The 24,197-nt window shown below is 72.9% G+C and carries 25 protein-coding genes and 1 pseudogene; 16 read left to right on the top strand and 10 right to left on the bottom strand.

Annotated elements, in window-relative coordinates; genetic code table 11:
• Positions 1–3 precede the first annotated feature (3 nt).
• Complete coding sequence (locus tag BGP03_RS29020; protein ID WP_298799106.1) at positions 4–1,560, top strand: DHA2 family efflux MFS transporter permease subunit; 1,557 nt, start codon at positions 4–6, stop codon at positions 1,558–1,560.
• On the opposite strand, the gene BGP03_RS29015 is transcribed toward BGP03_RS29020, so the two are convergent.
• Positions 1,550–2,299, bottom strand: a complete 750-nt coding sequence (locus tag BGP03_RS29015; protein WP_298799105.1) for an enoyl-CoA hydratase-related protein — start codon at positions 2,297–2,299, stop codon at positions 1,550–1,552. The genes BGP03_RS29020 and BGP03_RS29015 overlap by 11 nt on opposite strands.
• A gap of 22 nt (positions 2,300–2,321) precedes the next feature.
• Between BGP03_RS29015 and BGP03_RS29010 the strand changes: the two genes are divergently transcribed.
• The 4 genes from BGP03_RS29010 to BGP03_RS28995 all read left to right on the top strand — a co-directional run bounded on the left by BGP03_RS29010 (position 2,322) and on the right by BGP03_RS28995 (position 4,120).
• Entirely contained in the window at positions 2,322–2,627 is a 306-nt protein-coding gene (locus BGP03_RS29010) for a hypothetical protein (protein ID WP_296368392.1), read from the top strand.
• Entirely contained in the window at positions 2,588–3,256 is a 669-nt protein-coding gene (locus BGP03_RS29005; RefSeq protein ID WP_298799104.1) for an MBL fold metallo-hydrolase, read from the top strand. The genes BGP03_RS29010 and BGP03_RS29005 overlap by 40 nt, the downstream gene beginning before the upstream one ends.
• A gap of 206 nt (positions 3,257–3,462) precedes the next feature.
• On the top strand, positions 3,463–3,798 hold the full coding sequence (locus BGP03_RS29000; protein ID WP_296368388.1) for an Lsr2 family protein: 336 nt from the start codon (positions 3,463–3,465) through the stop codon (positions 3,796–3,798).
• A 127-nt stretch (positions 3,799–3,925) separates the two neighbouring features.
• Positions 3,926–4,120 (top strand): hypothetical protein, encoded by a 195-nt coding sequence (locus BGP03_RS28995; RefSeq protein ID WP_296368386.1) that lies wholly within the window; start codon positions 3,926–3,928, stop codon positions 4,118–4,120.
• A gap of 13 nt (positions 4,121–4,133) precedes the next feature.
• Here BGP03_RS28995 and BGP03_RS28990 read toward each other — a convergent pair.
• Positions 4,134–4,339, bottom strand: a pseudogene (locus BGP03_RS28990) (3-hydroxyacyl-CoA dehydrogenase); the annotation flags it as partial.
• A 152-nt stretch (positions 4,340–4,491) separates the two neighbouring features.
• Between BGP03_RS28990 and BGP03_RS28985 the strand changes: the two are divergent.
• Both BGP03_RS28985 and BGP03_RS28980 read left to right on the top strand, forming a co-directional pair.
• The gene (locus BGP03_RS28985) at positions 4,492–5,787 is read left to right on the top strand and encodes a molybdopterin-dependent oxidoreductase (RefSeq protein ID WP_298799103.1); all 1,296 of its coding nucleotides are present in this window, start codon (positions 4,492–4,494) and stop codon (positions 5,785–5,787) included.
• A complete protein-coding gene (locus BGP03_RS28980) occupies positions 5,787–6,296 on the top strand; it encodes a hypothetical protein (protein ID WP_296368381.1) in 510 nt (169 codons plus the stop codon). The genes BGP03_RS28985 and BGP03_RS28980 overlap by 1 nt, the downstream gene beginning before the upstream one ends.
• On the opposite strand, the gene BGP03_RS28975 is transcribed toward BGP03_RS28980, so the two are convergent.
• The gene (locus BGP03_RS28975; RefSeq protein WP_296368379.1) at positions 6,283–7,620 is read right to left on the bottom strand and encodes a hypothetical protein; all 1,338 of its coding nucleotides are present in this window, start codon (positions 7,618–7,620) and stop codon (positions 6,283–6,285) included. The genes BGP03_RS28980 and BGP03_RS28975 overlap by 14 nt on opposite strands.
• A gap of 61 nt (positions 7,621–7,681) precedes the next feature.
• On the bottom strand, positions 7,682–8,254 hold the full coding sequence (locus BGP03_RS28970; RefSeq protein ID WP_296368378.1) for a TetR/AcrR family transcriptional regulator: 573 nt from the start codon (positions 8,252–8,254) through the stop codon (positions 7,682–7,684).
• Positions 8,255–8,355: 101 nt separating this feature from the next.
• Between BGP03_RS28970 and BGP03_RS28965 the strand changes: the two genes are divergently transcribed.
• Positions 8,356–9,987: an MDR family MFS transporter gene (locus BGP03_RS28965; RefSeq protein ID WP_298799102.1), complete on the top strand. Its 1,632-nt coding sequence runs from the start codon at positions 8,356–8,358 to the stop codon at positions 9,985–9,987.
• 67 nt (positions 9,988–10,054) lie between these two features.
• Positions 10,055–11,596, top strand: coding sequence for an acyl-CoA synthetase (locus BGP03_RS28960; protein ID WP_298799137.1), 1,542 nt, complete (start codon positions 10,055–10,057; stop codon positions 11,594–11,596).
• On the opposite strand, the gene BGP03_RS28955 is transcribed toward BGP03_RS28960, so the two are convergent.
• Complete coding sequence (locus tag BGP03_RS28955; RefSeq protein ID WP_296368374.1) at positions 11,578–12,741, bottom strand: MFS transporter; 1,164 nt, start codon at positions 12,739–12,741, stop codon at positions 11,578–11,580. The two genes, BGP03_RS28960 and BGP03_RS28955, sit on opposite strands and share 19 nt — an antisense overlap.
• A gap of 184 nt (positions 12,742–12,925) precedes the next feature.
• On the opposite strand from BGP03_RS28955, the gene BGP03_RS28950 reads away from it, so the two are divergent.
• Together BGP03_RS28950 and BGP03_RS28945 are read left to right on the top strand one after the other, a co-directional pair.
• Positions 12,926–14,500, top strand: coding sequence for a long-chain-fatty-acid--CoA ligase (locus tag BGP03_RS28950; protein WP_299738223.1), 1,575 nt, complete (start codon positions 12,926–12,928; stop codon positions 14,498–14,500).
• A 2-nt stretch (positions 14,501–14,502) separates the two neighbouring features.
• Complete coding sequence (locus tag BGP03_RS28945; protein WP_296368370.1) at positions 14,503–15,948, top strand: pyridoxal-dependent decarboxylase; 1,446 nt, start codon at positions 14,503–14,505, stop codon at positions 15,946–15,948.
• A 102-nt stretch (positions 15,949–16,050) separates the two neighbouring features.
• Here BGP03_RS28945 and BGP03_RS28940 read toward each other — a convergent pair whose 3' ends face one another.
• Together BGP03_RS28940 and BGP03_RS28935 are read right to left on the bottom strand one after the other, a co-directional pair.
• Positions 16,051–17,028, bottom strand: coding sequence for a lipase (locus BGP03_RS28940; RefSeq protein WP_298799100.1), 978 nt, complete (start codon positions 17,026–17,028; stop codon positions 16,051–16,053).
• A gap of 57 nt (positions 17,029–17,085) precedes the next feature.
• Positions 17,086–17,523, bottom strand: a complete 438-nt coding sequence (locus tag BGP03_RS28935; protein ID WP_298799099.1) for an ATP-binding protein — start codon at positions 17,521–17,523, stop codon at positions 17,086–17,088.
• Positions 17,524–17,691: 168 nt separating this feature from the next.
• On the opposite strand from BGP03_RS28935, the gene BGP03_RS28930 reads away from it, so the two are divergent.
• Complete coding sequence (locus tag BGP03_RS28930; RefSeq protein ID WP_298799098.1) at positions 17,692–18,468, top strand: ABC transporter substrate-binding protein; 777 nt, start codon at positions 17,692–17,694, stop codon at positions 18,466–18,468.
• Positions 18,465–18,608: a hypothetical protein gene (locus BGP03_RS28925; RefSeq protein WP_298799097.1), complete on the top strand. Its 144-nt coding sequence runs from the start codon at positions 18,465–18,467 to the stop codon at positions 18,606–18,608. Before BGP03_RS28930 ends, BGP03_RS28925 begins: the two co-directional genes overlap by 4 nt.
• A 77-nt stretch (positions 18,609–18,685) precedes the next feature.
• On the opposite strand, the gene BGP03_RS28920 is transcribed toward BGP03_RS28925, so the two are convergent.
• Positions 18,686–19,210 carry a GNAT family N-acetyltransferase gene (locus tag BGP03_RS28920; protein ID WP_363094679.1) on the bottom strand — a complete coding sequence of 175 codons (525 nt, stop codon included), beginning with the start codon at positions 19,208–19,210 and terminating at the stop codon, positions 18,686–18,688.
• A gap of 56 nt (positions 19,211–19,266) precedes the next feature.
• On the opposite strand from BGP03_RS28920, the gene BGP03_RS28915 reads away from it, so the two are divergent.
• From BGP03_RS28915 to BGP03_RS28905, 3 genes are read left to right on the top strand one after another with little or no spacing between them, the layout of a single operon-like run.
• Entirely contained in the window at positions 19,267–19,890 is a 624-nt protein-coding gene (locus BGP03_RS28915; protein ID WP_298799096.1) for an AIM24 family protein, read from the top strand.
• A 2-nt stretch (positions 19,891–19,892) separates the two neighbouring features.
• Positions 19,893–20,546: an AIM24 family protein gene (locus BGP03_RS28910; RefSeq protein WP_296368361.1), complete on the top strand. Its 654-nt coding sequence runs from the start codon at positions 19,893–19,895 to the stop codon at positions 20,544–20,546.
• Positions 20,543–21,301, top strand: coding sequence for an AIM24 family protein (locus BGP03_RS28905; RefSeq protein ID WP_296368359.1), 759 nt, complete (start codon positions 20,543–20,545; stop codon positions 21,299–21,301). The genes BGP03_RS28910 and BGP03_RS28905 overlap by 4 nt, the downstream gene beginning before the upstream one ends.
• Positions 21,302–21,486: 185 nt before the next feature.
• On the opposite strand, the gene BGP03_RS28900 is transcribed toward BGP03_RS28905, so the two are convergent.
• Complete coding sequence (locus BGP03_RS28900; RefSeq protein WP_298799095.1) at positions 21,487–22,155, bottom strand: pentapeptide repeat-containing protein; 669 nt, start codon at positions 22,153–22,155, stop codon at positions 21,487–21,489.
• A 70-nt stretch (positions 22,156–22,225) separates the two neighbouring features.
• Positions 22,226–24,187, bottom strand: coding sequence for an alpha-amylase family protein (locus BGP03_RS28895; RefSeq protein WP_298799094.1), 1,962 nt, complete (start codon positions 24,185–24,187; stop codon positions 22,226–22,228).
• Positions 24,188–24,197 lie beyond the last annotated feature (10 nt).

The raw sequence follows: 24,197 nt of genomic DNA, 5'->3' as shown, positions 1-24,197 counted from the left end.
ATCATGGACGGCAGCCGGCGATGGTGGGGGCTGGTCGCGATCAGTCTCGGCGTGGCCCTGATCATCGTGGACACCACGATCGTCAACGTCGCGATCCCGGCGGTGATCAAGGACCTGGGCATCAGCTCGAGCCAGGCCCAGTGGGTGCAGGAGTCCTACGCGGTGGTGTTCGCGGCCCTGCTGCTCGTGGCCGGGCGGCTCGCGGACGCGTTCGGCCGGCGCCGGGTGTTCCTGGCCGGGACGGTCGTGTTCGTGGCGGCCAGCGTGCTCGCCGCACTGGCCCCCGACGGGAACATGCTGGTGGCGAGCCGGTTCCTGCAGGGCCTCGGCGGCTCGGTGATCCTGCCGACGTCGCTGTCGCTGATCAACTCGACGTTCCGCGGCAAGGAGCGCGGCCAGGCGTTCGCGATCTGGGGCTCGACGATCGGCGGCGCGGCCGCGCTGGGCCCGCTGCTCGGGGGCTGGCTGACCACCGAGTTCTCCTGGCGCTGGTCGTTCGGGATCAACGTGCCGATCGGCGTGCTGATCGTCGCGGGGGTGCTGCTGTTCGTGGCCCCCACGCCGCGCGCGTCCGGGCCGGTGGACCTCGACCCACTGGGTGCCCTGCTGTCGATCATCGGTTTCGGCGGGCTCGCGTTCGGGCTGATCGAGGGCCGGTCCTACGGCTGGTGGTCGCCGCTCGGCGAGGTGTCACTGCTCGGCCTCTCGCCGGTGCCCGTCGCGTTCGCGGTGGCGGCGCTGGCGCTGACCGGCTTCGGGGCCCACGCGCTCGCCCGGCGTCGCGCCGGTCGTCCCGGCCTCGTCGATCTCGACCTGTTCACGATCCCGTCGTTCCGCAACGGCAACGTCGCCTCGGCGATCATCAGCCTCGGCGAGTTCGGCATCCTCTTCGCGCTGCCGCTGTGGCTGCAGAACGCGCTGGGCTACGACGCGTTCGAGACGGGCCTGCTGCTGCTCGCACTGGCCGTCGGCAGCTTCGCCGCGAGCGGTGCGGGGGCCGTGCTCAGCGAACGGATCGGGCCGCTGCAGATGGTGCGCCTCGGTCTGGTCCTGGAGATCGTCGGCGTCGGCGGGCTGGGACTCACCGTCTCCCCCACCACGTCGGCGTGGACGCTCGTGCCGCTGCTCGCCGTGTACGGCGTCGGCGTCGGCCTCGCGACGGCCCAGATCACCAACGTCGTGCTCGCCGACGTGCCGGTGGAGCTCAGCGGCACCGCGTCGGGGGTCCAGAGCACGGCCCGGCAGATCGGGTCGGCGCTCGGCATCGCGGTGCTCGGCACCGTGCTGTTCACGGGGCTGGCCGCGCAGACGCGCAGCGGGCTGACGGCCGCGGGGCTGCCCGCCCCGGCCGTCGACGGGCTGGCGGCCGCGGTGACGAACAGCGCCGGCGCGGTGATCGGGCCGCTGGCGGCGGACCCCGCCACGGCCGGCGCGGCCGGGGTGGCGCGCCAGGCGCTGAGCGGGGCCACCGCCACGTCCGCGCTGGTGGCGGCGGGCGCGCTCGTGCTGGGGCTGCTGGCCAGCCTGCGCATCCGCTCGGCCGAACGCGTCAGCGGTTGACCCAGCGGGGATCGCGCTTGTCCCGGAACGCCGCGATCCCCTCGGCCATGTCCGCGGAGCCGGCGATCGCGGCGTGGGCGGTGTCGGTGGCCGCCCACCCGCGCTCGTCCTGCTCGGCGAACACCGCCGCCACGGCGCGCAGCGACGCCCGCTGCGCCACGGGGGCGTTCGCGCACACCCGTTGCGCCAGCTCCAGCGCGGCCGCCTCCGCCTCCCCCGCCTCGACGAGCCGGTTCACCAGCCCGAGCGACCAGGCACGTTCGGCGTCGAGGGGCGCACCGGTCAGGAGCATCTCGTGCGCGACGTTGCGCGGCAGGGCCCGCGGCCCCCGGAACAGCGCACCGCAGTTCGCGACGAGCCCCCGCGCCGTCTCCGGCAGGGCGAAGCGCGCCGAGCGCGAGGCCACCACCATGTCGCACGCCAGCACGATCTCGAACCCGCCGCCGTAGGCCGGGCCCTCGACCGCGGCGACCAGCGGGGTGCCCCGGTCGCGGCGCACGACGCCGTAGTTGCCGCCCCGCGCCGTCGGCTCCCCCGGTCCCGCGACGAGGTCGGTGCCCGCGGAGAACGCCTCGGGGGTGCCCGCCAGCACCCCGGCCCACAGGTCCGGGTCGTCCTCGAGCTCGTTGAGCGCGGCGTCCAGGCCGGCCGTCATGGCCGGGTCGATCGCGTTGCGCCGCGCCGGGCGCTCCATGCGCACCACCAGCACCCGCCCGAACCGCTCCGTCGTGATCGTCATGACCCGACCTTAGGGTGATCCGGTGATCCTCCGACTGCTCGGCAGACTGCTCGGCGCAGCCACGCTGGTTCTGCTCGCCCGTGCCGCGCACGGGGTCCCACACGCGATGGGCGCCCGCCGGGCCCGGCTCGGGGCCGTCGCCGGAACGTCACCGCACGCGCCGGACGGCGTGTTCCACAACACCGAGCCCGGCGTCGTGATCCGACCGGGCAGCGGGCCCGCCCTGCTGCGGGCCGCCCTCACCCGCGGTCGCGGTTGCTCGGGCCCCGGCGCCTGCACCCGGTGCCCGTGCCGATCACGCAGCTGCCCGCGGTGGACGCCGTCCTGATCTCCCACGACCATTACGACCATCTCGATCTGCCGACCGTCCACGAGCTCGTGAAATGGTCGGCCGCGCCGTTCGTGGTCCCGATCGGCGTGGGCGCCCACCTGCGCCGATGGGGCGTACCGGAACGGCGGATCATCGAACGCGACTGGGACGGTTCCGTGCAGATCGGGGATCTGACGATCGTCTGCACCGAGGCCCGGCACTTCTCCGGCCGGGGGCTGACCCGCAACACCACGCAATGGTCGTCATGGGCCGTGATCGGTCCGTCGCACCGCGCGTTCTTCGGGGGTGACACCGGATACACGAGCGCGTTCGCACAGATCGGACGGCGGCTCGGACCGTTCGACGTGACGATGGTGCCGATCGGGGCCTACTCCGACCGGTGGCCCGACATCCACATGACGCCCGAACAGGCCGTGGAGGCCCACCGGGATCTGCGCGGTAGAGCTCTGATACCCGTGCACTGGGCCACGTTCGACCTGGGGTTCCACCGGTGGGCCGAGCCCGTGCAGCGACTGCGTGCGGCCGCCGCGCAGGCCGGGGTGCCGCTGGTGCTGCCGCTGCCCGGCGGCCGCACCGACCTGCTGTCGCCCCCCGACGTGCGGGATTGGTGGAGTCCCATCGCGTGAGGCGTCGGTTCACGCGGATCCGACACCGTATTCCGGCGACACACGGCAGATCCGACCCGATCGACAATGCACATGGCCGTCCATTAGTATCGCAATCACACAATCACCTCTCAGCACTTCCCCCCGCACCTGCGGAACCGGACGGGCCCCGAACACACCACGGGATCTTCGGCCTACCCGGATCATCTTCGAGAAAGGATCTGCACGTGGCAAAGCAGACGACCGTCACGCTGGTCGACGATCTGGACGGCAGCGAGGCCGACGAGCAGATCGAGTTCGCCGTGGACGGCCGCTCGTACGAGATCGATCTGTCCGCCGCCAATGTCGCGAGATTGCGCGACGCGCTCAGCCCCTTCGTTTCCGCGGCCCGCCGTACCGGTGGCCGTCGCAGCTCCGGCGGCAGCGCCGCCGCGTCGCGCCCGAGCACCGACCGCGAGCAGAACCAGGCCATTCGGGAATGGGCCCAGCAGCAGGGGATGAAGATCTCGGAACGGGGCCGCATCCCGTCGAATGTCCTCGAGGCGTACCACCGGAACCACTGATCGGCTGCTGCCCGAGCACACCCAGGTCATGTGCCGACCGTCGGGGTCCCGCTCCCGGGCGAGCCCCGACGGTCTAGCGTTCCTCTCCCCGGCACAGTCGCCGCCCCTTCCAGAGGAAGACACGCATGTGACCGACGACGCCGACGCCCGCGCCCATCCCTCGTACGGCACGTGCGGGGGCTGCCAGCAGCTCAAGCACGTCACCGCCGAGGGACTGCTGCGCGACCACAACCGCTTCGAGGCCACGGGCACCGTCGTGTCACCGTCGCGCTGCAGCGGATCGGGCACCAGCTACATGGAAGCCGCCACCGAGACGATCTGACGGGCAACCCTCTGGCCCCGAACTCGTCCGGGTTCCCCAGCCGGGCGGGATGCGGCACCTGCCTGCCCAGCGCCGTCTCCACGTCCCCGGGGCGCCGGCCGGCAGCGGGGTGTCGACCAGGCCCGGCGCGATCGTCTCCAGGCTGATGAACATGCTCGCGAGGTCGCGGGCGATGGGCAGGGTCGTGCCCACCACACCGCCCTGCGACGCCGAGCACGCCGTCGGTGATGTCCACGTTGCGCTCTCCCCAGCAGAAACGGTCAGAACTGACCGTACACACCACGGCGGCGGGAGATTACGAGTCGGTGCGTCATCCTTACGAACCAGGTTTCGAGGAGGCGCCGGAGCGCGCGACCCGCTGTGATGGCCGCATGGTCAACGAGGTTCTGCAGTGGGTGGACGGGCACCCGCCCCCCGGGCCGTTCCGGCGGCGGTTCTGGCGCAGCCCCGTGCGCGGTCCGTGGCTCACGGCCGTGCTCGGGTCGGTGCTGCTCGCGGGCCTGACGGTCATGATCGTGACCGGGCTGCTCTCCTACGCCGCGTACGACCCGCTGCTGCCGGGCAACGACGCCACGCCGGCCCACGGCCTGCTGGGCTTCTACCTGTTCGACTGGCCGACCGGCCCCTCCTGGCTCTACCGCGTCACCCAGGGCACCCACGTCGCCCTCGGGATCGCGCTCGTGCCGCTCGTGCTGGCCAAGCTGTGGTCGGTGATCCCGAAGCTCTTCGAGTGGCCGCCGGTGAGGTCGATCGCGCACTCGCTGGAGCGGCTCACCCTGCTCATGCTGGTGGGCGGCCTGCTGTTCGAGTTCGTGACGGGCCTGCTGAACTCCCAGCTCGACTACCTGTTCCCGTTCTTCTTCTACACCGCGCACTTCTACGGGGCGTGGGTGTTCATCGGCGGGTTCGTCGGGCACGTGCTGGTGAAGTTCCCGGTGATGGTGCGGTCGCTGCGGCGCGGACCCGGCCAGTCGTTCCGCCGGACGTCGGTCGCCGACACGCGGCCCGAGCCGGTGGAGAGCGAGCTCGTGGCCACCGCGCCGGCTCCCCCGACCGCCTCGCGGCGGGGCGTCCTCGGGTTCGTCGGGCTGTCGTCGCTCGTGCTGCTGGGCACCTACATCGGCTCGGTCCTCGACGACCCGCTGCGCCGCCTCACGCTGTTCGGCCCGCACGACCGCGGCAACGGGGTCGGGGCCAACGACTTCCCCGTGAACAAGACGGCCGCGACGGCCGGTGTCACCCCGGCGATGACGGGCGCGGCCTGGCGCCTGGAGCTCGTCGGACCGGCCGGTACCACCCGGCTGTCCCGCGAGGACCTGCTCGCGCTGGCGCAGCACACCCACTACCTCCCGATCGCGTGCGTCGAGGGCTGGTCGATCGGGAAGACCTGGACCGGGGTGCGGCTCGCCGACCTGGTCGCCCGGGCCGGCGGACGGCCCACCGACCGGCTGTTCGTCGAGTCGATGCAGAACGGGGGCGGGTTCGGCGCGGTGAGCCTGAGCGTCGACCAGAGCCAGGCCGAGCAGTCGCTGCTGGCCCTGAAGGTGGAGGGCGAGGACATCTCGCCCGACCACGGCTTCCCCGCCCGGACGATCATTCCGGCCGCGCCGGGCGTGCACTGCACGAAGTGGGTCAAGCGGATCACCGTGATCGACGGAGGCGCCTGATGTTCCGCAAGCTCTACGGTGACAACCCCCTGCACCTGTTCGCCCAGATCATCACGCTCGCGCTGGCCGGGTACGCGGCCGGCCGCGTGCCGCTGGAGAGCGCCGTCTGGCCGAAGATGCTCGTCTGGTTCGTCGGTGCCGCGCTGGGCCACGACCTGGTGCTGTACCCGCTCTACGCGATCGCCGACTCCGCGGCCCACTTCCGGCTCTTCCGCCGGGCCCGGCCGCTGCCGCACGTGGCCGGGGTGCCGTGGATCAACTACCTGCGCGTGCCCGTGGGCCTGTCGCTGCTGCTCCTGCTGGTGTGGTGGCCGCTGATCTCCAACGACGCGCCGGGCACGTTCTTCGCGGCGACGGGCCTGACCACGGACGTCTACCTGCCCCGCTGGCTGGGGATCACCGGCGTGTTCGTGCTGGTGTCGGCCGTGCTCTACGCGGTGGCGGTCCGCCGGGCGGCCGCGGCCGCCCGCGTGGCCGCCGACAACCCGGGCCGGGTCACCACACCGTGAACAGCAGGTGGTTCACCGCCAGGGCCAGCGCCGCCTGGGCCAGCAGCCAGTACGGCGCGTACCGCCTCGGCAGCAGCGCGCACGTCACCACCAGCCACACGCCGAACGGCAGCCAGATGCGCTCGACCTCGGCCTTGCTCATGCCGGAGAGGTCGGCGACGAGCACCCCCGCCGCGCCGGCCGCGACGAGCAGGGCGGCGCCCAGCGGCAGGGCCTTCGGCGACGCCACGAGCCGCCGCAGGCCGGCCAGCACCGCCGGGCCCGTGGCCAGCACGAGCGCGGCGAGGTCGGCCCACACGAAGTAGGAGTACGGGCGGTTCTTGGCGGCGCTCTGCGCGTAGATGACCCTGACGTCCTCGTAACCCGTGATCCACCAGAACCCCGACGCGGTGAACGCGACGACCACCAGCATCGCCCCGGCGACGGCGAATGCCGCGGCCCGCCACCGCCGGGTCACGCCCAGCACCACCGCAGGCAGGAACACCCCCAGCGCCAGGCCGTAGGACAGGTAGAGCGTGTAGCCGAGCAGGACGCCCCCGGCCAGGGCGGCCGCGTCGGCCCGCCGGCCGCGGCCCACCGCGCCCACGGCCAGCAGCGCCACCCCCCACGCCAGCACCGCGGCGAACATGCCGTCCGCGGAGACGCCCACCCACACGGCGCCGGGAAACAGCACCGCGTACGGCAGCACCGCGCGCGCCGTGGCCTCGTGGCCCAGCGCTCGCAGCGTCACGGCGACGGCGGCGCAGGCCGACGCACCGACCAGCATGACGGCGACGCCCGCGGGCCCGCCACCACCGAGCCCGATCCGGTCGAGCCCGATGAACAGCAGGAAAACGCCGGGCGGGTGGGCCCCGACGTGGGTGGTCCAGAAGTCCGGCTGGTTGGTGAGGATGTGGTCGGTGAACGTCCGCAGCATCTCGGCCACGGAGCGGACCTTGGGGATGTCGTTCAGGTACTCCTGGCTGCTGGTCAGCCGCTCGACGACTCCCTTCTGCCACCCGTCGACGAGCGCCAGGCCGAACGTCCAGACGAACGCTGCGGCCCACGACACGAGCAGCAGCGGTCGCCAGGCCAGGCGCTCGGCCAGCCCGGGACCGCGGGTGGCCACCAGCACCGCCGCCACGAGCGCGACCGGCGTGCCGGGGCCGACGTGCGGCATCCACGTGGCCAGCACCGGCGGGAAGCCCAGGATGATGTCCTGGCCCGCCCGGATGAGCCGCCAGCCCTCCAGCGAGGCGAGCAGCACGAGCAGGGCGCCCGTGGCGACGGCGGCGAGGTCGCCGACCAGTGCGCGGCGGGAGGGTGGGGCGGAGAGGTCCGTCACCCACCCATGATCACAGCTCCGACCCGCCGCGTCCGCAGCCCGTCCCCGGGGCGTAAGGACTTCAGCGCCCGCCGAGCTCCAGCGCGACCTCCAGCGCAGCGGTGCGCCGCTCCCCCGGGTCCCCGGGGACGTCGCGGGCGAACGTGCCGAAGTGCAGCGCCATGAGCGAGAGCCGCCCGCGGAGCTGGTCGGCGGCCGACGCGTCCGGGTCGACGAGCATGGCCCCCAGCCGCTCGAACCGCAGCCGCATCCCGGCGGCCGCGCCGAGCTCCTTCATGGAGGTCTGGTTCTCCTGCATGAAGCGGATCAGCTGCGAGCCGTCGTCGGCCATCGCGGCGAGCTGCTCGCTGTAGCGCTGGAGGATCGCGCGCCGCCGCTCCCGCCCCGGGGGCTGCGCCTCGGCCCACTCGACGAGGGCGTCCAGACCGGCCAGGTGCTCGTCGAGCAGGCTGGAGAGGATCTCCTCCTTCGTGCGGTAGTGGTAGTAGACCGCCGCCTTCGTGACGCCCAGCCGCTCCGCGATCTCGCGCAACGACGTCTTCTCGTACCCCTGTTCGGCGAACAGCTCCAGCGCGACCGCCCGGATCTGCTGCCGGGTGTCGGTGCGCCGCTCGTCGGTACCTGCTGCTGTCATGAGACCCAGCTTACTTGACGCCCGGCTAGTGACAAGTGCTAGCCTGTCGACAAGCAAACACTAGCCGGCCGGCAAGCCGGTCCGGATGCGCGAGGAGTCGGATGAGCACCACGACAGCGGTGGAGATCCCACCGGTGACACGCACGAGGCGCGAGATCTACACGGTGATGAGCGGTCTGATGATCGCCATGCTGCTGGCGATGCTGGACAACACGATCGTCGGCACCGCGATGCCGACCATCGTCGGCGACCTGGGCGGGCTCGAGCACCTGTCCTGGGTGGTCACGGCGTACGCCATGGCCACGGCGGTCTCCACCCCGGTGTGGGCCAAGCTCGGCGACCTCTACGGCCGCAAGGGCGTCTTCATGTCGTCCATCGCGATCTTCCTGATCGGCTCGGCCCTGTCGGGTCTGTCGGCGAACATGACCGAGCTGATCACCTTCCGCGGCATCCAGGGCATCGGCGCCGGCGGCCTGATGGTGGGCGCCCTGGCGATCATCGGTGACCTCGTGCCGCCGCGGGAACGGGGCCGCTACCAGGGCCTCATGGCCGCGGTGATGCCGCTGGCGTTCATCGGTGGCCCGCTGCTGGGCGGCTTCATCACCGACAACCTGAGCTGGAACTGGGTCTTCTACATCAACCTGCCGCTGGGCGTGATCGCGCTGATCGTCGTCCGGTTCACGATGACGCTGCCCGTGCAGCGCCGCGACGCCGAGGTCGACTGGCTCGGGGCCGGCCTGCTGGCCGTCGCGATCGCCAGCCTGACGCTGCTCACCTCGTGGGGCGGCGGCACCTACGCCTGGGGCTCGTGGCAGATCGTCGGCCTCGGCGTGCTGACCGTGGTCGCCACGGTCCTGTTCACCCGGGTCGAGCGCCGCGTCGACGAGCCGATCCTGTCGCTGGAGCTGTTCCGCCGCCCCAACTTCACGGCCGCCACGGTCCTCACGTTCCTCACCGGCTTCGCGATGTTCGGCGCCGTGACCTACCTGCCGCAGTTCCAGCAGTACGTGCAGGGCGCCTCGGCCACCAACAGCGGCCTGATGCTGCTGCCCCTCATGGGCGGCATGCTCGTGACGTCGCTGGTGGGCGGGCAGCTCGTGACCCGCACGGGGCGCTACAAGTGGATGCTCGTGGTCGGGTCGCTCGTGATGGCGGCCGGGCTGGGCCTGATGTCGACGATGGGCGTCGGCACAGGGGGGCTGACCAGCTCGCTGTTCATGGTGACACTCGGGGTCGGGATGGGCTTCCTGATGCAGACCACGAACCTCGTGATGCAGAACTCGGTGGAGCAGCGTGACCTCGGTGCCGCGAGCGGCGCGTCCACCCTGTTCCGGACGATCGGCGGTTCGCTGGGCGTCTCGCTGCTGGGCGTGTTCTACGCCGACAGCCTGACCGGCAGCCTGACCTCGCAGGTCGGGGCCGAGCAGGCCGCGAAGCTCGCCGGCGGCCAGCTCACCCCGGCGACGCTGGGCGGCCTGCCCGCCGCGATCGGCGAGGCCTACCGCACGGCCGTCGCGAGCGGCGTCACCACCGCGTTCCTGTGGGCGGCGGTCGTGGCGCTGGTCGCGGTCGTGACCGCCTGGTTCATCCGGGAGGTGCCGCTGCGCGGGAGCATCCCGACCGGGCCGGTGGCCGAGCCCCTGACGGGTGAGCCGCTGACCGGTGAGACGCCGACCGGCGGCCGGCACGCCCGCCCCGAGCACGGGCCGAAGCACGCGCTCACCGACGCCTGACCGCGGTCCCGGACGGGCCGCGTCGATCTCCTCGACGCGGCCCGTCCGCGTGCGGTAGACCGGGATGATGTTCCCCGGGACGTTCGCCGCGACCACGCCCGACAAGCCCGCCGTGATCATGACCGGGTCCGGCGAGACGCTCACCTACCGCGAGCTGGAGGACGGGTCGGCCCGCCTGGCCCGGTTCCTCGTCGCGCGGGGCCTGCGCCGCGGCGACGGGATCGCGCTGCTCGCGGGCAACTCGCCGCGGGTGTTCGAGGTGTACTGGGCCGCGATGCGGGCCGGGCTCTACGTCACGCTGGTGAACCGCCACCTGACGGCGTCCGAGGTCGCCTACATCGTGGCCGACTGCGGGGCCCGGGTGCTGGTCGCGTCGGCGGATCTCGCCGACGTCGCCGCGGAGGTGCTCGTCCCGGCGGTGGAGCTCCGCCTCGCCTACGGCGGCCCGGTCGAGGGTTTCGACGACTACGACACCGCGCTCGACGGCGTCTCCGCCGAACCGCTGGACGACCAGCCCGCCGGCGCCGCGATGCTCTACTCCTCGGGCACCACGGGCCGTCCCAAGGGCATTCGGGTGCCCCTGCCCGACCGGCGGATCGACGAGCCCGGCGACGGCTACGTCAGCGTGTTCGCGCCGATGTACGGCTTCGACGCCGACACCGTGTACCTCTCCCCCGCGCCGCTCTACCACGCCGCGCCGCTGCGGTTCACCGCCACGGTGCAGGCGGGTGGCGGCACCGTCGTGGTCATGGAGCGGTTCGATCCGGAGGGCGCGCTGGCCGCGGTCGAGCGGTTCCGGGTCACGCACAGCCAGTGGGTGCCCACGATGTTCGTCCGCCTGCTGAAGCTGCCCGCCGAGGTCCGCGCCCGCTACGACGTCTCGTCACTGCGGGTGGCCGTGCACGCGGCGGCGCCGTGCCCGGTGGACGTCAAGCGCGCGATGATCGGCTGGTGGGGCCCGGTGCTCCACGAGTACTACGCGGCGTCGGAGGGCATCGGCATCACGTTCATCGACTCGGCCCAGTGGCTGGAGCGCCCCGGCTCCGTGGGCCACGGCGGGGTGCAGGGCGACCTGCGGATCTGCGACGACGAGACCGGTGCGGTGCTCCCGCCGCGGCAGGTCGGCACGGTGTACTTCGCGCGACCGGGCGCCGACCTGTTCGTCTACCACAACGACCCCGAGAAGACGGCCGGCTCACGCCACCCCGACCACGACGACTGGGCCACGGTCGGCGACCTCGGCTACGTCGACGAGGACGGTTTCCTCTTCCTCACCGACCGGCGGGCCTTCATGATCATCTCGGGCGGGGTGAACATCTACCCCCGCGAGGCCGAGGACGCCCTCGCGCTGCACCCGGCGGTGCTCGACGTCGCCGTGATCGGGGTGCCCGACGAGGAGATGGGCGAGTCGGTGCTGGCCGTCGTCCAGCCGGCGGAGGGGATCACCGCGGGCCCCGAGCTGGAACGCGAGCTCATCGCCCACACCCGCGAGCACATCGCGCACTTCAAGGCCCCGCAGCGGGTGGTGTTCACCGACGACATGCCGCGCACGCCCACCGGCAAGCTCGTCAAGCAGAAGCTGCGCGACCGTTACGCCGTGCGCCCGTAGCGCGCCCGGGCCACCGCCGCGGCCACCGCGAGCGGCACGGAGACCGCCAGCGCCAGCCGGAACGCCGTGGTGAAGTCGCCCGACCCGGCCAGCGGGGCGGCCAGCGCGGCTCCCGCCGAGCTGCCCAGGAACAGCGAGGCGGCGAACAACGCCACCGCCGTGGCCCGCTCGGCCGGTACCACCTGCGTGGCCCAGTTCTGCAGCGTCGAGTGCAGGAACGCCCACGCCCCGCCGAGCAGCAGTCCGGCGGCGACGACGGTCCCGAGCGTCACGGCCAGCGACGGCACAGCCCAGCCGACCACCAGCAGCGTCCCGCCGACGGTGGCGATCCGCGCCGGCGGGAGGCGCCCGACCAGCGGCCGCACCACCCGCGACCACACCATCGCCCCGGCTCCGAACGCCGCCGCGGCCAGCCCCGCGACCGCGGCGGAGAAGCCCAGCGCCGAGACCGCCGGGGCCAGGTAGGTGAGCACGCCGAGCACCACCACACCCTCGACGAACACGATCACGAGGATCGCGAGCGCCCAGCCGTGGCGCAGGACGGTGGCGATCGAGCGCAGGGGGTTGCGGCGGCCCACGGCGAGGTCGGGCTCGGGCAGGCGGCGCAGCGCCACCCACAGCCCGGTCGCCCCGACGGCGGTGACGGCCGGGACCACCCGCCAGCCGACCAGATCGGCGAGCAGCCCCGCGCCGGCCGTCGCCACGGCGATGCCGAACGAGGACGCGGCCAGCACGTCCGAGAGCGGGCGCTGCCGGGTCTCGGCGGGCCACACGTCGCCGACGTAGACGAGCGTGGTGGGCTGCAGCGCGGCGAAGCACCCGCCCGCCGCCGCCCGCGTCAGCTGCAGGACCAGCAGGTTCGGCGCCAGCGCCGACCCGATCCCGGCCAGCGCGGCGCCCAGCAGGGCCAGCCGCATCACCCGGACCCGCCCGATCCGGTCGCTCACCATGCCCCACACCGGCTGCATCAGCCCGTACGCGAGGAAGTAGCCGCTCGCGACCGCGGCGACGGCCACCAGCGGCGCGCCCAGGTCCAGACCGATGACGACGAGCAGCGGCGCGATGGCGAACCGGTCGCACGTACTCGTCAGGGCGGTGAGCTGCAGCAGCCGCAGCCTGCGGTTCTCCTGGGCCGGCGCGTGCATGCCGACACTCTCCCCGCCCGGCCCGGGCACCGCCCGCTCGGGAGCATGATCGCCGGAATCGGGACGTGACGTGCACATACGCAGCTCATGTCCCGATCCCGGCGATCATGGACGGGCCCTTGCCGGGGCGGCGGGCGCGCGCCAGAGTGGGGAGATCGTCCCGCCACCGCCGTCGAGGAGCCCCGTGACATCCAGCCCTGCGCCCACCGTCTCCGGACGGGGTATGACGATGAGCGACCTCATCGCCCGCTACTCCCGCACCTCCCCCGACGCGGTGGCGTTCCGCGACGGCGAGCTCACCCTCACCTGGTCCCGGACCCACGAGCGCATCACGCGGCTGGCGTCGGTGCTCACCGCCGAGGGCGTCGGGCCGGGCGACCGGGTGGCCGTCATGGGGCTCAACAGCGTGCCGCAGATCGAGGCGATGGCGGCGATCCTGCGGGTGGGCGCGATCTGCGTGCCGGTGAACTTCCGGCTCGTGGCCGACGAGGTGGCGTACGCGCTCACCGACTCCGGGGCCACGGCGGTGCTGGTCGACGACGTGTTCGCGCCCGTCGTGGACGCGGCCCGGGCGCAGGCGCCCGACGTGCGTGCCGTGCTGACGATCGGTGCGGGCTACGAGGACGTGCTGGCCGCGGGGTCGCCCGAGTACTCCGAGCTCGCCGTGGGCGACGGGGAGCCCGCGTTCATCATGTACACCTCCGGCACCACCGGGCGTCCCAAGGGCGCGGTGCTGACCCACCGCAACCTGATGGTGCACGCGTTCAGCAACGTCGTGCACGCGGGCGTGAGCAGCGAGGACCGGGTCGGGATGTCCGGCGCTCCGCTGTTCCACATCGCCGGGGTGTCGGGCTTCTACCTCAACCTCATCGTGTGCGGCGCCACCGTGCTCAGCCCGTCCGGTGGCTTCGACCCGGTCGCGATGGTCGACCTGCTGGAGCGCGAGCGCATCTCCTCGGTGTTCTTCGTGCCCGCCCAGTGGGCGGCGATCGTGGCCGTGCCGGGGATCCGGGACCGCGACCTCTCCGCGCTGCGCCGCGCCAGCTGGGGGGCCGCCCCGGCGTCCACCACACTGCTGCGCACGATGATCGACACGTTCCCGCAGGCCGAGATCGTCACGGCGTTCGGGCAGACCGAGTGCAGCCCCGTCACGTGCGCGCTGCGCGGCGAGGACTCCATCCGCAAGATCGGCTCGATCGGCACCCCGATGATCAACGTCGAGGTCCGGGTCGTGGACGACGACATGAACGACGTCGCGCAGGGCGAGGTCGGTGAGATCGTCTACCGCGGCCCGACGGTCATGAGCGGCTACTGGAACAAGCCCGAGGAGACGGCCGAGGCGTTCCGCGGCGGCTGGTTCCACTCCGGCGACCTCGTGCGGCAGGACGAGGACGGCTACCTGTACGTGGTCGACCGCAAGAAGGACATGATCATCTCGGGCGGGGAGAACATCTACTGCGCCGAGGTGGAGAACACCCTGGCCGCGCACCCCAAGGTGGCCGAGGTGGCGCTGATCGGCGTGGCCGACGCGAAGTACGGCGAGGCCCCGCTGGCGATCATCGCCCCGCGGGACCCGGCCGATCCCCCGACGGCGCAGGACGTCGAGACGTTCTGCCGCGAGCACCTCGCGGCCTACAAGCGCCCCCGCGACGTCGTGATCGTCGCGGCGCTGCCCCGCAACCCGAGCGGCAAGGTGCTGAAGACGGTGCTGCGCGACGAGTACGGGGCGTCGCGGGTCGTCGCGGCGCCGGCGGTCTGAGGATGCCGGAGAGATCTCCCGCCGAGCTGGATGCCGAGGAGTTCCGGCGGCTCGGGTATGCCGTGGTCGACTGGATCGCGGCCTACCGGGCGGGCGTCGCCGACCTGCCGGTGCGGCCGTCCGTCGCCCCGGGGTTCGTGCGCGCGCAGGTGGACGGGCCGCTGCCCGAGCAGCCGCGGCCGCTGGAGGAGCTGCTCGGCCTGCTCGACGACGTCGTCGTCCCGGCCACCACCCACTGGCAGAGCCCGAACTTCTTCGGCTACTTCCCCGCCAACTCCTCGCTGTACTCGGTGCTCGGGGACGCCCTCTCCAGCGGCCTCGGCGTGCAGGGGATGCTGTGGTCCACCTCCCCCGCGGCCACCGAGGTGGAGCAGTCGCTGATGGACTCGCTCGCCGGCGCGATCGGGCTCGACCCGCGGTTCACCTTCGCGGGTGGGGGCGGCGGGGTGATCCAGGACTCGGCGTCCTCGGCCGCGCTGGTGGCGCTGCTCGCGGCGCTGCACCGCAGCAACCCCGGTTGGCGTGCCGACGGCGTCGACGGGCTGGAGCGCGTCTACGTCACCGCGGAGACGCACTCGTCGCTGGCCAAGGCCGTGCGCGTCGCGGGTCTGGGCGAGCGGGCGCTGCACGTCGTGGGGCCCTCCCCGGGCTCGCTCGCGATGTCGCCCCGCGCGCTGGCCGCGGCGATCGGGGCCGACGTCGCCGCCGGTCAGCGCCCCGTGCTGGTCTGCCCGACGGTCGGCACCACCGGCACCGGCGCGGTCGACCCGGTGCGGGAGATCACCGCCGTCGCCCAGCCGCACGGCACCTGGGTGCACGTGGACGCTGCGTGGGCCGGGGTGGCCGCGCTGTGCCCGGAGCACCGGCACCTGCTCGACGGCGTGGAGCACGCCGACTCCTTCTGCACCGACGCCCACAAGTGGCTGGCCACGGCGTTCGACGCGTCGCTGCTGTGGGTGCGCGACGCCTGCGCGCTGCCCGCCGCGCTGTCGATCACGCCGGAGTACCTGCGCAACGCCGCCACGGAATCGGGGGCGGTGGTGGACTACCGCGACTGGCAGGTGCCGCTGGGCCGCCGGTTCCGGGCGCTCAAGCTGCTGGCCGTCATCCACGGCTACGGGCTGGAGGGGCTGCGCGCCCACATCCGCGGCCACGTGGCGCTCGCGGAGCAGCTCGCGGCGTGGGTGCGCGACGACCCCGGTTTCGCCCTCGCCGTGCCGCCGTCCCTGGCGCTGGTGTGCCTGCGGGTGATCACCGGCGACGGCCCGGAGGCCGACGACGCCGCGTCGCGCGAGGTGCTGGAGCGCGTCAACGCCTCGGGTGCGGCCCTGCTCACGCACACCGTCGTCGACGGCCGGTACGTGATCCGGGTGGCCATCGGGGCGGTGACCACCGACGCGTCCCACGTCGAGGCGCTGTGGGAGCGGCTGCGCAAGGAACGCGGATAGCGCGCCCCGATGTCAGGCCCGGCAGGCCGTGCCCGCGACGTACCGGAAGTCGACCCACGGCCGGTACGCGAGGTCCCCGGCCCGATCGATGCGCCGCGCCGCTCAGATCAGCGGGGGCAGCACCTTGTTGCCCAGCGCCGGCAGCGACGGGAGGCAGGGCGGTGCCTCGGCCTCGGCCGGGTCGAGGGCGTTGAGGATGATCTGGCCGGTGCGGGCCGTCGAGATGATCGACAGGTGGTCCGAGAGGTCCACCCCGCAGCCGTCCTGCACCACGATGTTCGTCGCGTTCAGGGCGTCGAGCCGGCCGCTCGTGTACGGGACCACCAGCTCGTCGTAGCGGGTCATGACCGTCGTGTAGGTGACGCCGGGCACCGCGGGGCCGCCCGGCTGGGCGTTCATCCGCTTCACGTACGGGGAGCCCGCGACGAACTGCGGGCACGAACCGCAGGCCGGGCCGACCACGGCGGAGGCCGGTTCGCGCACGCCCAGGGCGTCGGCGAACGCGGCGGTGGGCAGCGGCTTCGTCAGCGTGCCCTGGTAGAGCGGGGTGACGGCGACGTACTTGTCGGTCCTCGCCGCACCACCGAGGAACTGCAGCCAGTACTCCGGCATGATCGTGCCCTCGGAGTGCCCGACGAGATCCACCTTCGACGCGCCGGTGGCGTCGAGCACCCTGGAGACGAACGCGTCGAACTCACGCGCGCTCTGCTCCATCGGCAGCAGCCCGCCGATCTGGTTCTGTGGGAAGACGTCCGGCGCGGGTACGCCGTAGGTCAGGGCGTAGACGCAGTAGCCGTTGTTCTTCAGCAGCGGCGACATCGTCTGCCAGTTGGTGGTCTTCGACGCCACCAGGCCGTGCACCAGCACGACGGGTTCCGGATGCTCCTCGCTGGGGCGGCAGGACCAGTCGTTGGAGCCGGGAGGGTCGGAGTTCGGCGCCGCCGCCTCGGCGGTGATCGCCGCGGAGAACCCGTACGGCACGGGCAGGTCGGACCCGCCCGCCGCGACCGCCGGTGTGGCGAGCGCGGCCAGCGCAACCACCACTCCCCCGAGCAGTGCCAGTCCGCGTCGACCCGCCATGCGATCCCCCGTTGATCAGTGGTCAGCTACTGGTCGAACGAGGGAGTGTGGCGCGGGTTACGCCTGATCGTCGGCGGGATCGAGGGGAATGCGGTGGCGCAGCAGCACGCGGCTGCCCCGGTCGTCGTAGCGGATGAGGACGGACTCGGACATGACGTTCATCAGCGCGATGCCCCGGCCGCCGCGGGCGGGGTGCGGCTCGGGATCGGGCGCGCGCCAGTGACCGTGGTCGACCACCTCGATCGAGAGGGTGCCGCCCTCGGTCCACAGCGTCAGCTCGACCACGCCGGACCGGTCGGGGCCGTAGGCGTGGCTGACGGCGTTGGACGCGGCCTCGTCCACGGCGAGCACGACGTCGGCGGTCTCGTTGTCGGTGAGCCGGAGTGGGGCGAGCCATCCGGCCAGCTCGTGGCGGATGACGGCGAGCTGCTCGGCGTCGGCCGGCCAGCTGCGGTGCAGGAACTCGATGTGCCCGGGGGCAGGGGCATCCGTCATGATGTTGAGTTTCTCGTTCTGCGTGCCGACCAAACTCCACCCGCCGCTCACCACCGTACGTTCGCCCGCTCGTCGCACCAGCCCACCGGGTGCGGGGTGAGGTAGCCGGGGATGCCGTGGTCGGCGCGACGACGCGCATGACGGACCTGCGGGGTCGTCACCGCCGCGGTGCTGGCGTTCGGCACCACCGCCTGCGGCACCGCCACGACGAGCCCGACCCCCGCCGCCCAGCAGCCGTCCGCCGCGTTCCCCGTCACGATCACGCACGCGTTCGGGAGCACGACGATCCCGGCGGCGCCCACGCGGGTGGTGGCGGTCGGCTTCAACGAGGCCGACTTCGTGCTGGCGCTCGGCGTGGTGCCGGTCGGGGTGCGGGACTTCACCGGTGAGTACGACGAGAGCAGGCGGCCCTGGGCGCAGCAGGCGCTGGGCGGTGCGCAGCCCGAGCTGGTGGGCGGCAACGACATCCGGTTCGAGAAGGTGGCGGCGCTCGAGCCGGACCTGATCCTGGGCGTCTACTCGTTCATGGACCGGTCGGCCTACGACACGCTCTCGCGGATCGCCCCCACCGTCGCCCAGCCGACGGTGGACGGCGCGGCGGCCACCTGGCAGGAGCAGACCCGCACCACCGGCAGGGCCCTGGGTCGCGAGGCCCGGGCCGACCAGGTCATCGCGGCCACGGAGAAGGAGTTCGCCGACGCGAAGGCCGCCCACCCGCAGCTGGCCGGGAAGAACGTGGCCGTGGACCTCGTCGTCGACGGCGTCCCTACCTGCCCGGCGCCGACGACCTGCGCTCGCAGGTGTTCTCCGGCCTCGGCATCACGGTGCCGGCCACGACCGAGACGCTCAGCAACGAGACGCAGTCGCAGCTCGACAAGGACGCGATCGTCGTCATCCGCCGGACGAAGGAGCAGCTGGCCGGCAACGCGGTGTTCCACGGGTTGAAGGCGGTCACGGCCGGCAGGGTGGTCTACACCGGCGGCTACGAGAGCGAGTTCGCCGGCGCGATCGGCTTCGGCAGCCCGCTGAGCCTGCCGACGGCGATCGACGACATCGCACCTCGGCTGGCCGCGGTCCTGAGGTGAGCCCCCTGAGGTGAGTACCGGCCTCCTGCGCGGATCGGTCGGGGCCTTCCGCCAAGGCCGAACGGGCGAGTCGGCGATCACCAGACGTCGCCGTCGCGCCAGTCGCAGACCAGCACGGAGGCGGGGTCGAGCACGGCCGTCACGGGCAGCACCATGATGCCGTCCTCGTCCGGGGTGGGGCGGATGCCGTCGGGGGTCAGGGCGGCGGTCGGGCCGGTCCACGTCGTCCAGCCGAGCGACGCGTAGAGCCCCACGGCCTGCTCCGACGCGGCCAGCGCGCCGAGCTCGAACCCGCCGCGGAGCAGCCGGTCCAGCTCCCCCATCAGCGCGGCCGCGATCCCCCGGCGCCGGTGCGACGGGCACACCCCGACCGCCTCGACGTAGCCCGTGCGCAGCGCGCGGCCGCCGTGCAGGAGGCGGCGCTGCACCAGCGCGGCGTGCCCGACGATCGCGGGCCCGTCGTGGAAGAGGGCGTGCATCCCGCCCAGAGCGTGCTCCCAGTCGGCGTCGGCGAAGGGACCTCCGTAGGCGGAGTCGAGCAGCGACCGCACCGCGGACCGGGTGGGGGCGTCCAGATCGGCGGTGTGCTCGACGGTGATCACACCCCCGATCCTGGCACCGCCCCACCGCGGGCGCCGGATATGCCAGGATCGCCGTCGTGCAGTCGTTCCGTCTCAACGGGTCCCGGATACTGGAGATCGACCTCCACAGTGACGCGGTCCGCGCCGCCACCGGAGCGATGATCGCCTACACCGGTGACGTCACGTTCAAGAACGCGGGCCTGGGCGGCGGTGGCGGCCTGCGCGCGGCGTTGAAGCAGAAGGCCACGGGCGAGTCGGTGTCGCTGATGACCTGTTCCGGCCAGGGCACCGTCTGGTTCGCGAAGGACGCCATGGAGGTGCTGGTCGTCGAGCTGAACGGCGACACCCTCAGGGTCGAGTCCGAGCAGCTGCTGGCCCTGTCGGACAAGCTGAAGACCGACGTGGCGTTCGCCGGGGTGCGCGGCATGTCGTCCGGTCAGGGGCTGTTCACCACCACCGTCACCGGGTTCGGGGCGGTGGCCCTGCTGTCGGCCGGCGGCCCGCCGATCGCGCTGGAGGTCTCGCCGCAGTACCCGCTGGTCGTGGACCCCGACGCGTTCATCGCCAGCCAGGGCCAGCTCAACCAGACCTTCGTCACCGACGTGTCGTGGCGCAACCTCATCGGCGAGAGCTCCGGCGAGGCGTTCTCCCTGCGCTTCGACGGCAGCGGCGTGGTGTACATCCAGCCCGAGGAGCGGTGACCGTGGGGATCTTCGAACAGGTCAACGGCAAGGTGATCTCCGCGCCCGTCTCCCCCGGCCGCGAGATCCTCGCCCGGCGAGGCGCGATGCTCGCCTACACCGGCGACGTGGGGTTCTCGCCCGTCCACATGGGACCCGGCGGCGCCGGCGGCATGGTCGGGCGCATGATGCAGGGCGAGCAGGTGGCCATGATGGTGGCCCAGGGCCAGGGCACCGTGCACTACGGCTACCGCGGGCTCCACGTCACGATCATCGAGGTCGACGGCTCCGGGCCGCTGTCGGTGGAGGCCGACCGGCTCGTCGCGCACGAGGCGTCGCTGCAGTCCACCGTCGTGTTCCTCGGCTCGCAGGGCGGCATCCGCGGGGCCGTACGCGGCGCCGTCAGCGGGCAGGGGCTGTTCACCACCCAGCTGCACGGGTACGGCTCCGCGGCGGTGCTGTCGCACGGCGGCACCATCGCGATCCCCGTCGACGGGTCGCGGCCGGTGGCCGTCGACCCCCAGGCCTACGTCGCCCACGTCGGGCAGTGCCACGTCGACATCTCCGCGTCGGTGGGCTGGCGCGACGCCGTCGGGCGCGGCTCGGGCGAGGCGATCCAGCTGAAGCTGACCGGGAACGGCACGGTCTACGTCCAGGCATCGGAGCAGAAGCTGTGATCCCCCTCAATCCCGCCACCCTGCCGGACAACGACAACATCCCCGGCAACCACTACGCCTACTGCGTGAAGCTGGACGGTCGGCTGTTCATGCAGACCGGCCGCATGATCGCCTACTACCCCGCGCCCCACGGCCAGGGCATCCGGTTCGAGCCGCTCAGCTCGGCCACCCTCGGCGGGTTCGTGGCCGAGCGCTTCTCCGCCCCGCTCTACACCCGGGACTGGGTGGTGGCGAACGGCTCCGGGCACCTGATCCTGGGCGACCGCGGTTACGACATCAACAGCTACGACCTGGAGAACGGCAACCTGACGCTGCGCGCGGCCAACCTGCTGGCGTTCGACTCCACGCTGGAGCTCAAGCAGTCGATCGTCCCCGGCTTCCTGACGCTGATCGGCACCGGGAAGTTCCTGGCGTCCAGCTCGGGGCCGGTGATCTTCGCCGAACCTCCGATCCGGGTGGACCCGCAGGCGCTGGTCGGCTGGGCCGACTGCCCGTCGCCGAGCCACCACTACGACGCGCGGTGGATGAGCGGCTTCCTGTCCACGGCGATGGGGCTGCTGGGCAGCAACTCCGGCGAGGAGCGCCAGTTCGACTTCACCGGTGCCGGCACGGTGCTGATCCAGTCGTCGGAGAAGGGCGTGAGCGACCCGCACCTGCTCAGGCAGCTGGAGGGCCAGGTGGGCACGCTGGAGACGGGCGGCCTGCAGCGCCTGCAGCAGGTGATCGCCCAACGCCTGGCCCAGCAGCAGCGCTGACCCCTCCCGCGCTGATCCCCTTCCGACGTGCGGCACTCTCGTCGCACAGGTTCCGACGAGAGTGCCGCTCGTCGGTGGTGGCTCGGCGGCGGCTCGGTGGCGGCTCGGTGGCGGCTCGGTGGCGGCTCGGTGGCGGCTCGGTGGCGGTGCCGGGGTCGTGCGCGGAAATCAGGGTGGGGACACTGTTATCCGCGCACGGGCGGCGGAGCCGCGGTGATCTGCACGTCCAGGGCCGCCAGCAGCGCCGCTCCCACCGGGACCAGCTGGTCCGCGCTGATCCGGCAGCCGCGCAGGGCCAGCGCGCCCCGGACGTCGGCGATCGTGGAGCCGTGCAGGTTCGTGCCCGCCAGCTGCGCGTCCTCCAGGACGGCTTCGGTCAGGTCGCAGCCCAGCAGCGCCGTGTGGGCGGCGCGGAAGGAGCAGAGGTCCGCGCCACGCAGGCTCGTGTCCTCCACCAGCAGGAACGACGCGCGGGCCATGCGGAACGCGGCGAGGTCGGCCGTGCAGCCGGAGATCCGGACGTCGGTGAGCTCCGCGCCGCTGAGCACCGTGCCGGTCAGCCGGCAGTCGGTGAACACGACGCGGGTGAGCACGGCGTCGTCGAGCACCGCACCCGACAGGTCGCACTGCACGAACTCCGTGTCCCGGACGCGCAGCGCCCCGAAGCTGCGGCCCGACAGGTCGGCGCCGGTCCAGCGGCACTCCTGCAGGCGCAGGTCCGAGACGTGCTCGGGCACCTCGACCCCGGCGCCGGCCTCGACGCCGTCCCAGACGTCGCCGGAGCCGATCTCCGCCGGCGCGGGCTCCCAGGTCGGCGGCAGGTCGGGCGCGTCGGGCAGGGACTTCCGTCTCACTGGCCGTCCTGTCTTCCGTCGGTGACGTGCGGGGCCGTCACCAGAAGGCCCATGCCGGTCACGGGGCGTCTCACGGCTGCGCCAGCCAGACGAACCCGAGCCCCGGCAGCACCAGCCGCCCCTGGTGCACCAGCGGCGGCTCGTCGCTCGACAGCACCGTCTCCAGCACCCCCAGCCCGTCGAGCGTCCGCGGGTCGATCGAGACCGCGCGCTCGGCGAAGTTGACCATCCCCACGAAGTTCCCGCTGCGGGGATGGCGACGGCGCCAGGCCAGCACGTGCAGGGAGTCGACGGGCAGCACCGCCGACTCCCCCGCCGCGTGCAGCGCCGGCAGCGACGCGCGGGTGGACGCGAGCGCGTGCATCCAGCCGAACACGCGCCCCTCGACGGTCCCGGGGTCGTGGCGGTGCGCGGCGGCCGCCTCGTCGAAGTACGGGCGGTGCATCCAGCGGTTGTCCGCGGCCAGCGCCGGATCATCCACATAGGACGTGTCGTTGCCCTGCGCCAGCTCGTCGCCCATGTAGACCAGCGGCACTCCACCCCACGCGAACGTGACGGCGTGCAGCAGCACGAACCGCCGGACCGCCGCCTCGAGGGCGTTCGGGTCGTCACGGTCGCGGGCGTCGGTGATGCCGCAGAGCGCCGCGGTGGTGCCGGACATCCGGGCGTCACCGGTCTCCGGGTTCTCCCCGAACCGCGCGCCGCGGGCGAACGACAGCGGGAACTCGCCGGAGAAGAACGCGTTGAGGAAGTCGCGGTGGGCGAACTGGTCGTAGCCGGCGGCGCGCGCGTCCTCGTCCGACACGGCCCAGCCGATGTCGTCGTGGCAGCGCACGTAGGTGGCCCAGGACGTCTCGGCCGGGATGGGGCGCAGCCGCCGCAGCGACTGCACGGCGAGCCGGGCGTCCTTCGTCGCGATCCCCGACCACAGCAGCACCATCAGCTGGTTGTGGTAGGCCAGCTCGCACTCCGGGCGGTACCGCTCGTGGGCGCCGAGGTAGCCGACGAGGTCGTCGGGCGCGACGATCGCCTCGGCCTTGAACACCGTCGCCGGTGCGGCGAGCTTCACCAGCGCGTGCAGGGCCTGGACGATGTCGTGCACCTCGGGCTGGTTCATGCAGGTGGTGCCCAGCCGCTTGCCCATGAACGGCACGGCGTCGAGCCGGAAGATCTCCACGCCGCGGTTCGCCAACCACAGGATCTCCCCGAGCATCGCGGCGAACACGCGGGGGTTGGTCCAGTCGAGGTCCCACTGGTAGTCGAAGAAGGTGGTCCAGACCCAGCCCTTCCCCGGGACGCGCGTGAAGGAGCCGGGGGCCTCGTGCGGGAACACGTCGACGATCGTGGCCTCGTGGGCGTCGGGCAGCGTGCGGTCCGGGAAGGACAGGTAGAAGCCGTCGAACTCCGGCTCGCCGGCCAGCCAGCCCCGGGCCCAGCGGTGCTCGCGGGCGGTGTGGTTGACCACCATGTCCACGCACAGGCTCATGCCGCGCTCCCGCAACCGGGCCGCGAGGTGCTCCAGGTCGTCCATCGTGCCCAGCCGCGGGTCGACGGCGCGGTAGTCGGCCACCGCGTACCCGCCGTCGTTTTCGCCCGCGCGCGGGGCCAGCAGCGGCATCAGGTGCAGGTAGGTGACACCCAGCTCGGCGAGGTGGTCGAGCCGGCCGGCGACGCCGTCGAGGGTGCCCGCGAACCGGTCGGTGTACGCGACGTAGCCGATCATGGACTGGTGCTGGAACCAGCCGGGGTCGATCTCCCGGCGCCGGTCGACCTCCCGCAGCGCGACGGGCCGCTCCGCCGCGGCGCACAGGGCCCCGCGCACGAGCCCCTCCACCACCTCGGAGCCGTACAGCGCCTCGACCGGAACGTGGACGTCGGCGAACCACCGGTCCAACCGCGCCAGGAACCCCACCGCCTCCGCGCGGCCCAGACACCGCTCGGCGTCGAGCGCCAGCGCGGGCCGCAGGCGCTCCAGCTCCGTGGCGGCGCGGCTGCGGCGTTCGGCGTCGGTGCCCTGGTCGGTCGCGTTCACCGGCACATCC

Source organism: Pseudonocardia sp. 73-21 (genome assembly GCF_001899645.1).
Classification (GTDB): Bacteria; Actinomycetota; Actinomycetes; order Mycobacteriales; family Pseudonocardiaceae; genus Pseudonocardia.
The sequence above is the reverse complement of the archived record's forward strand: the minus strand, read 5'-3'. Positions and strand labels throughout refer to the sequence as shown.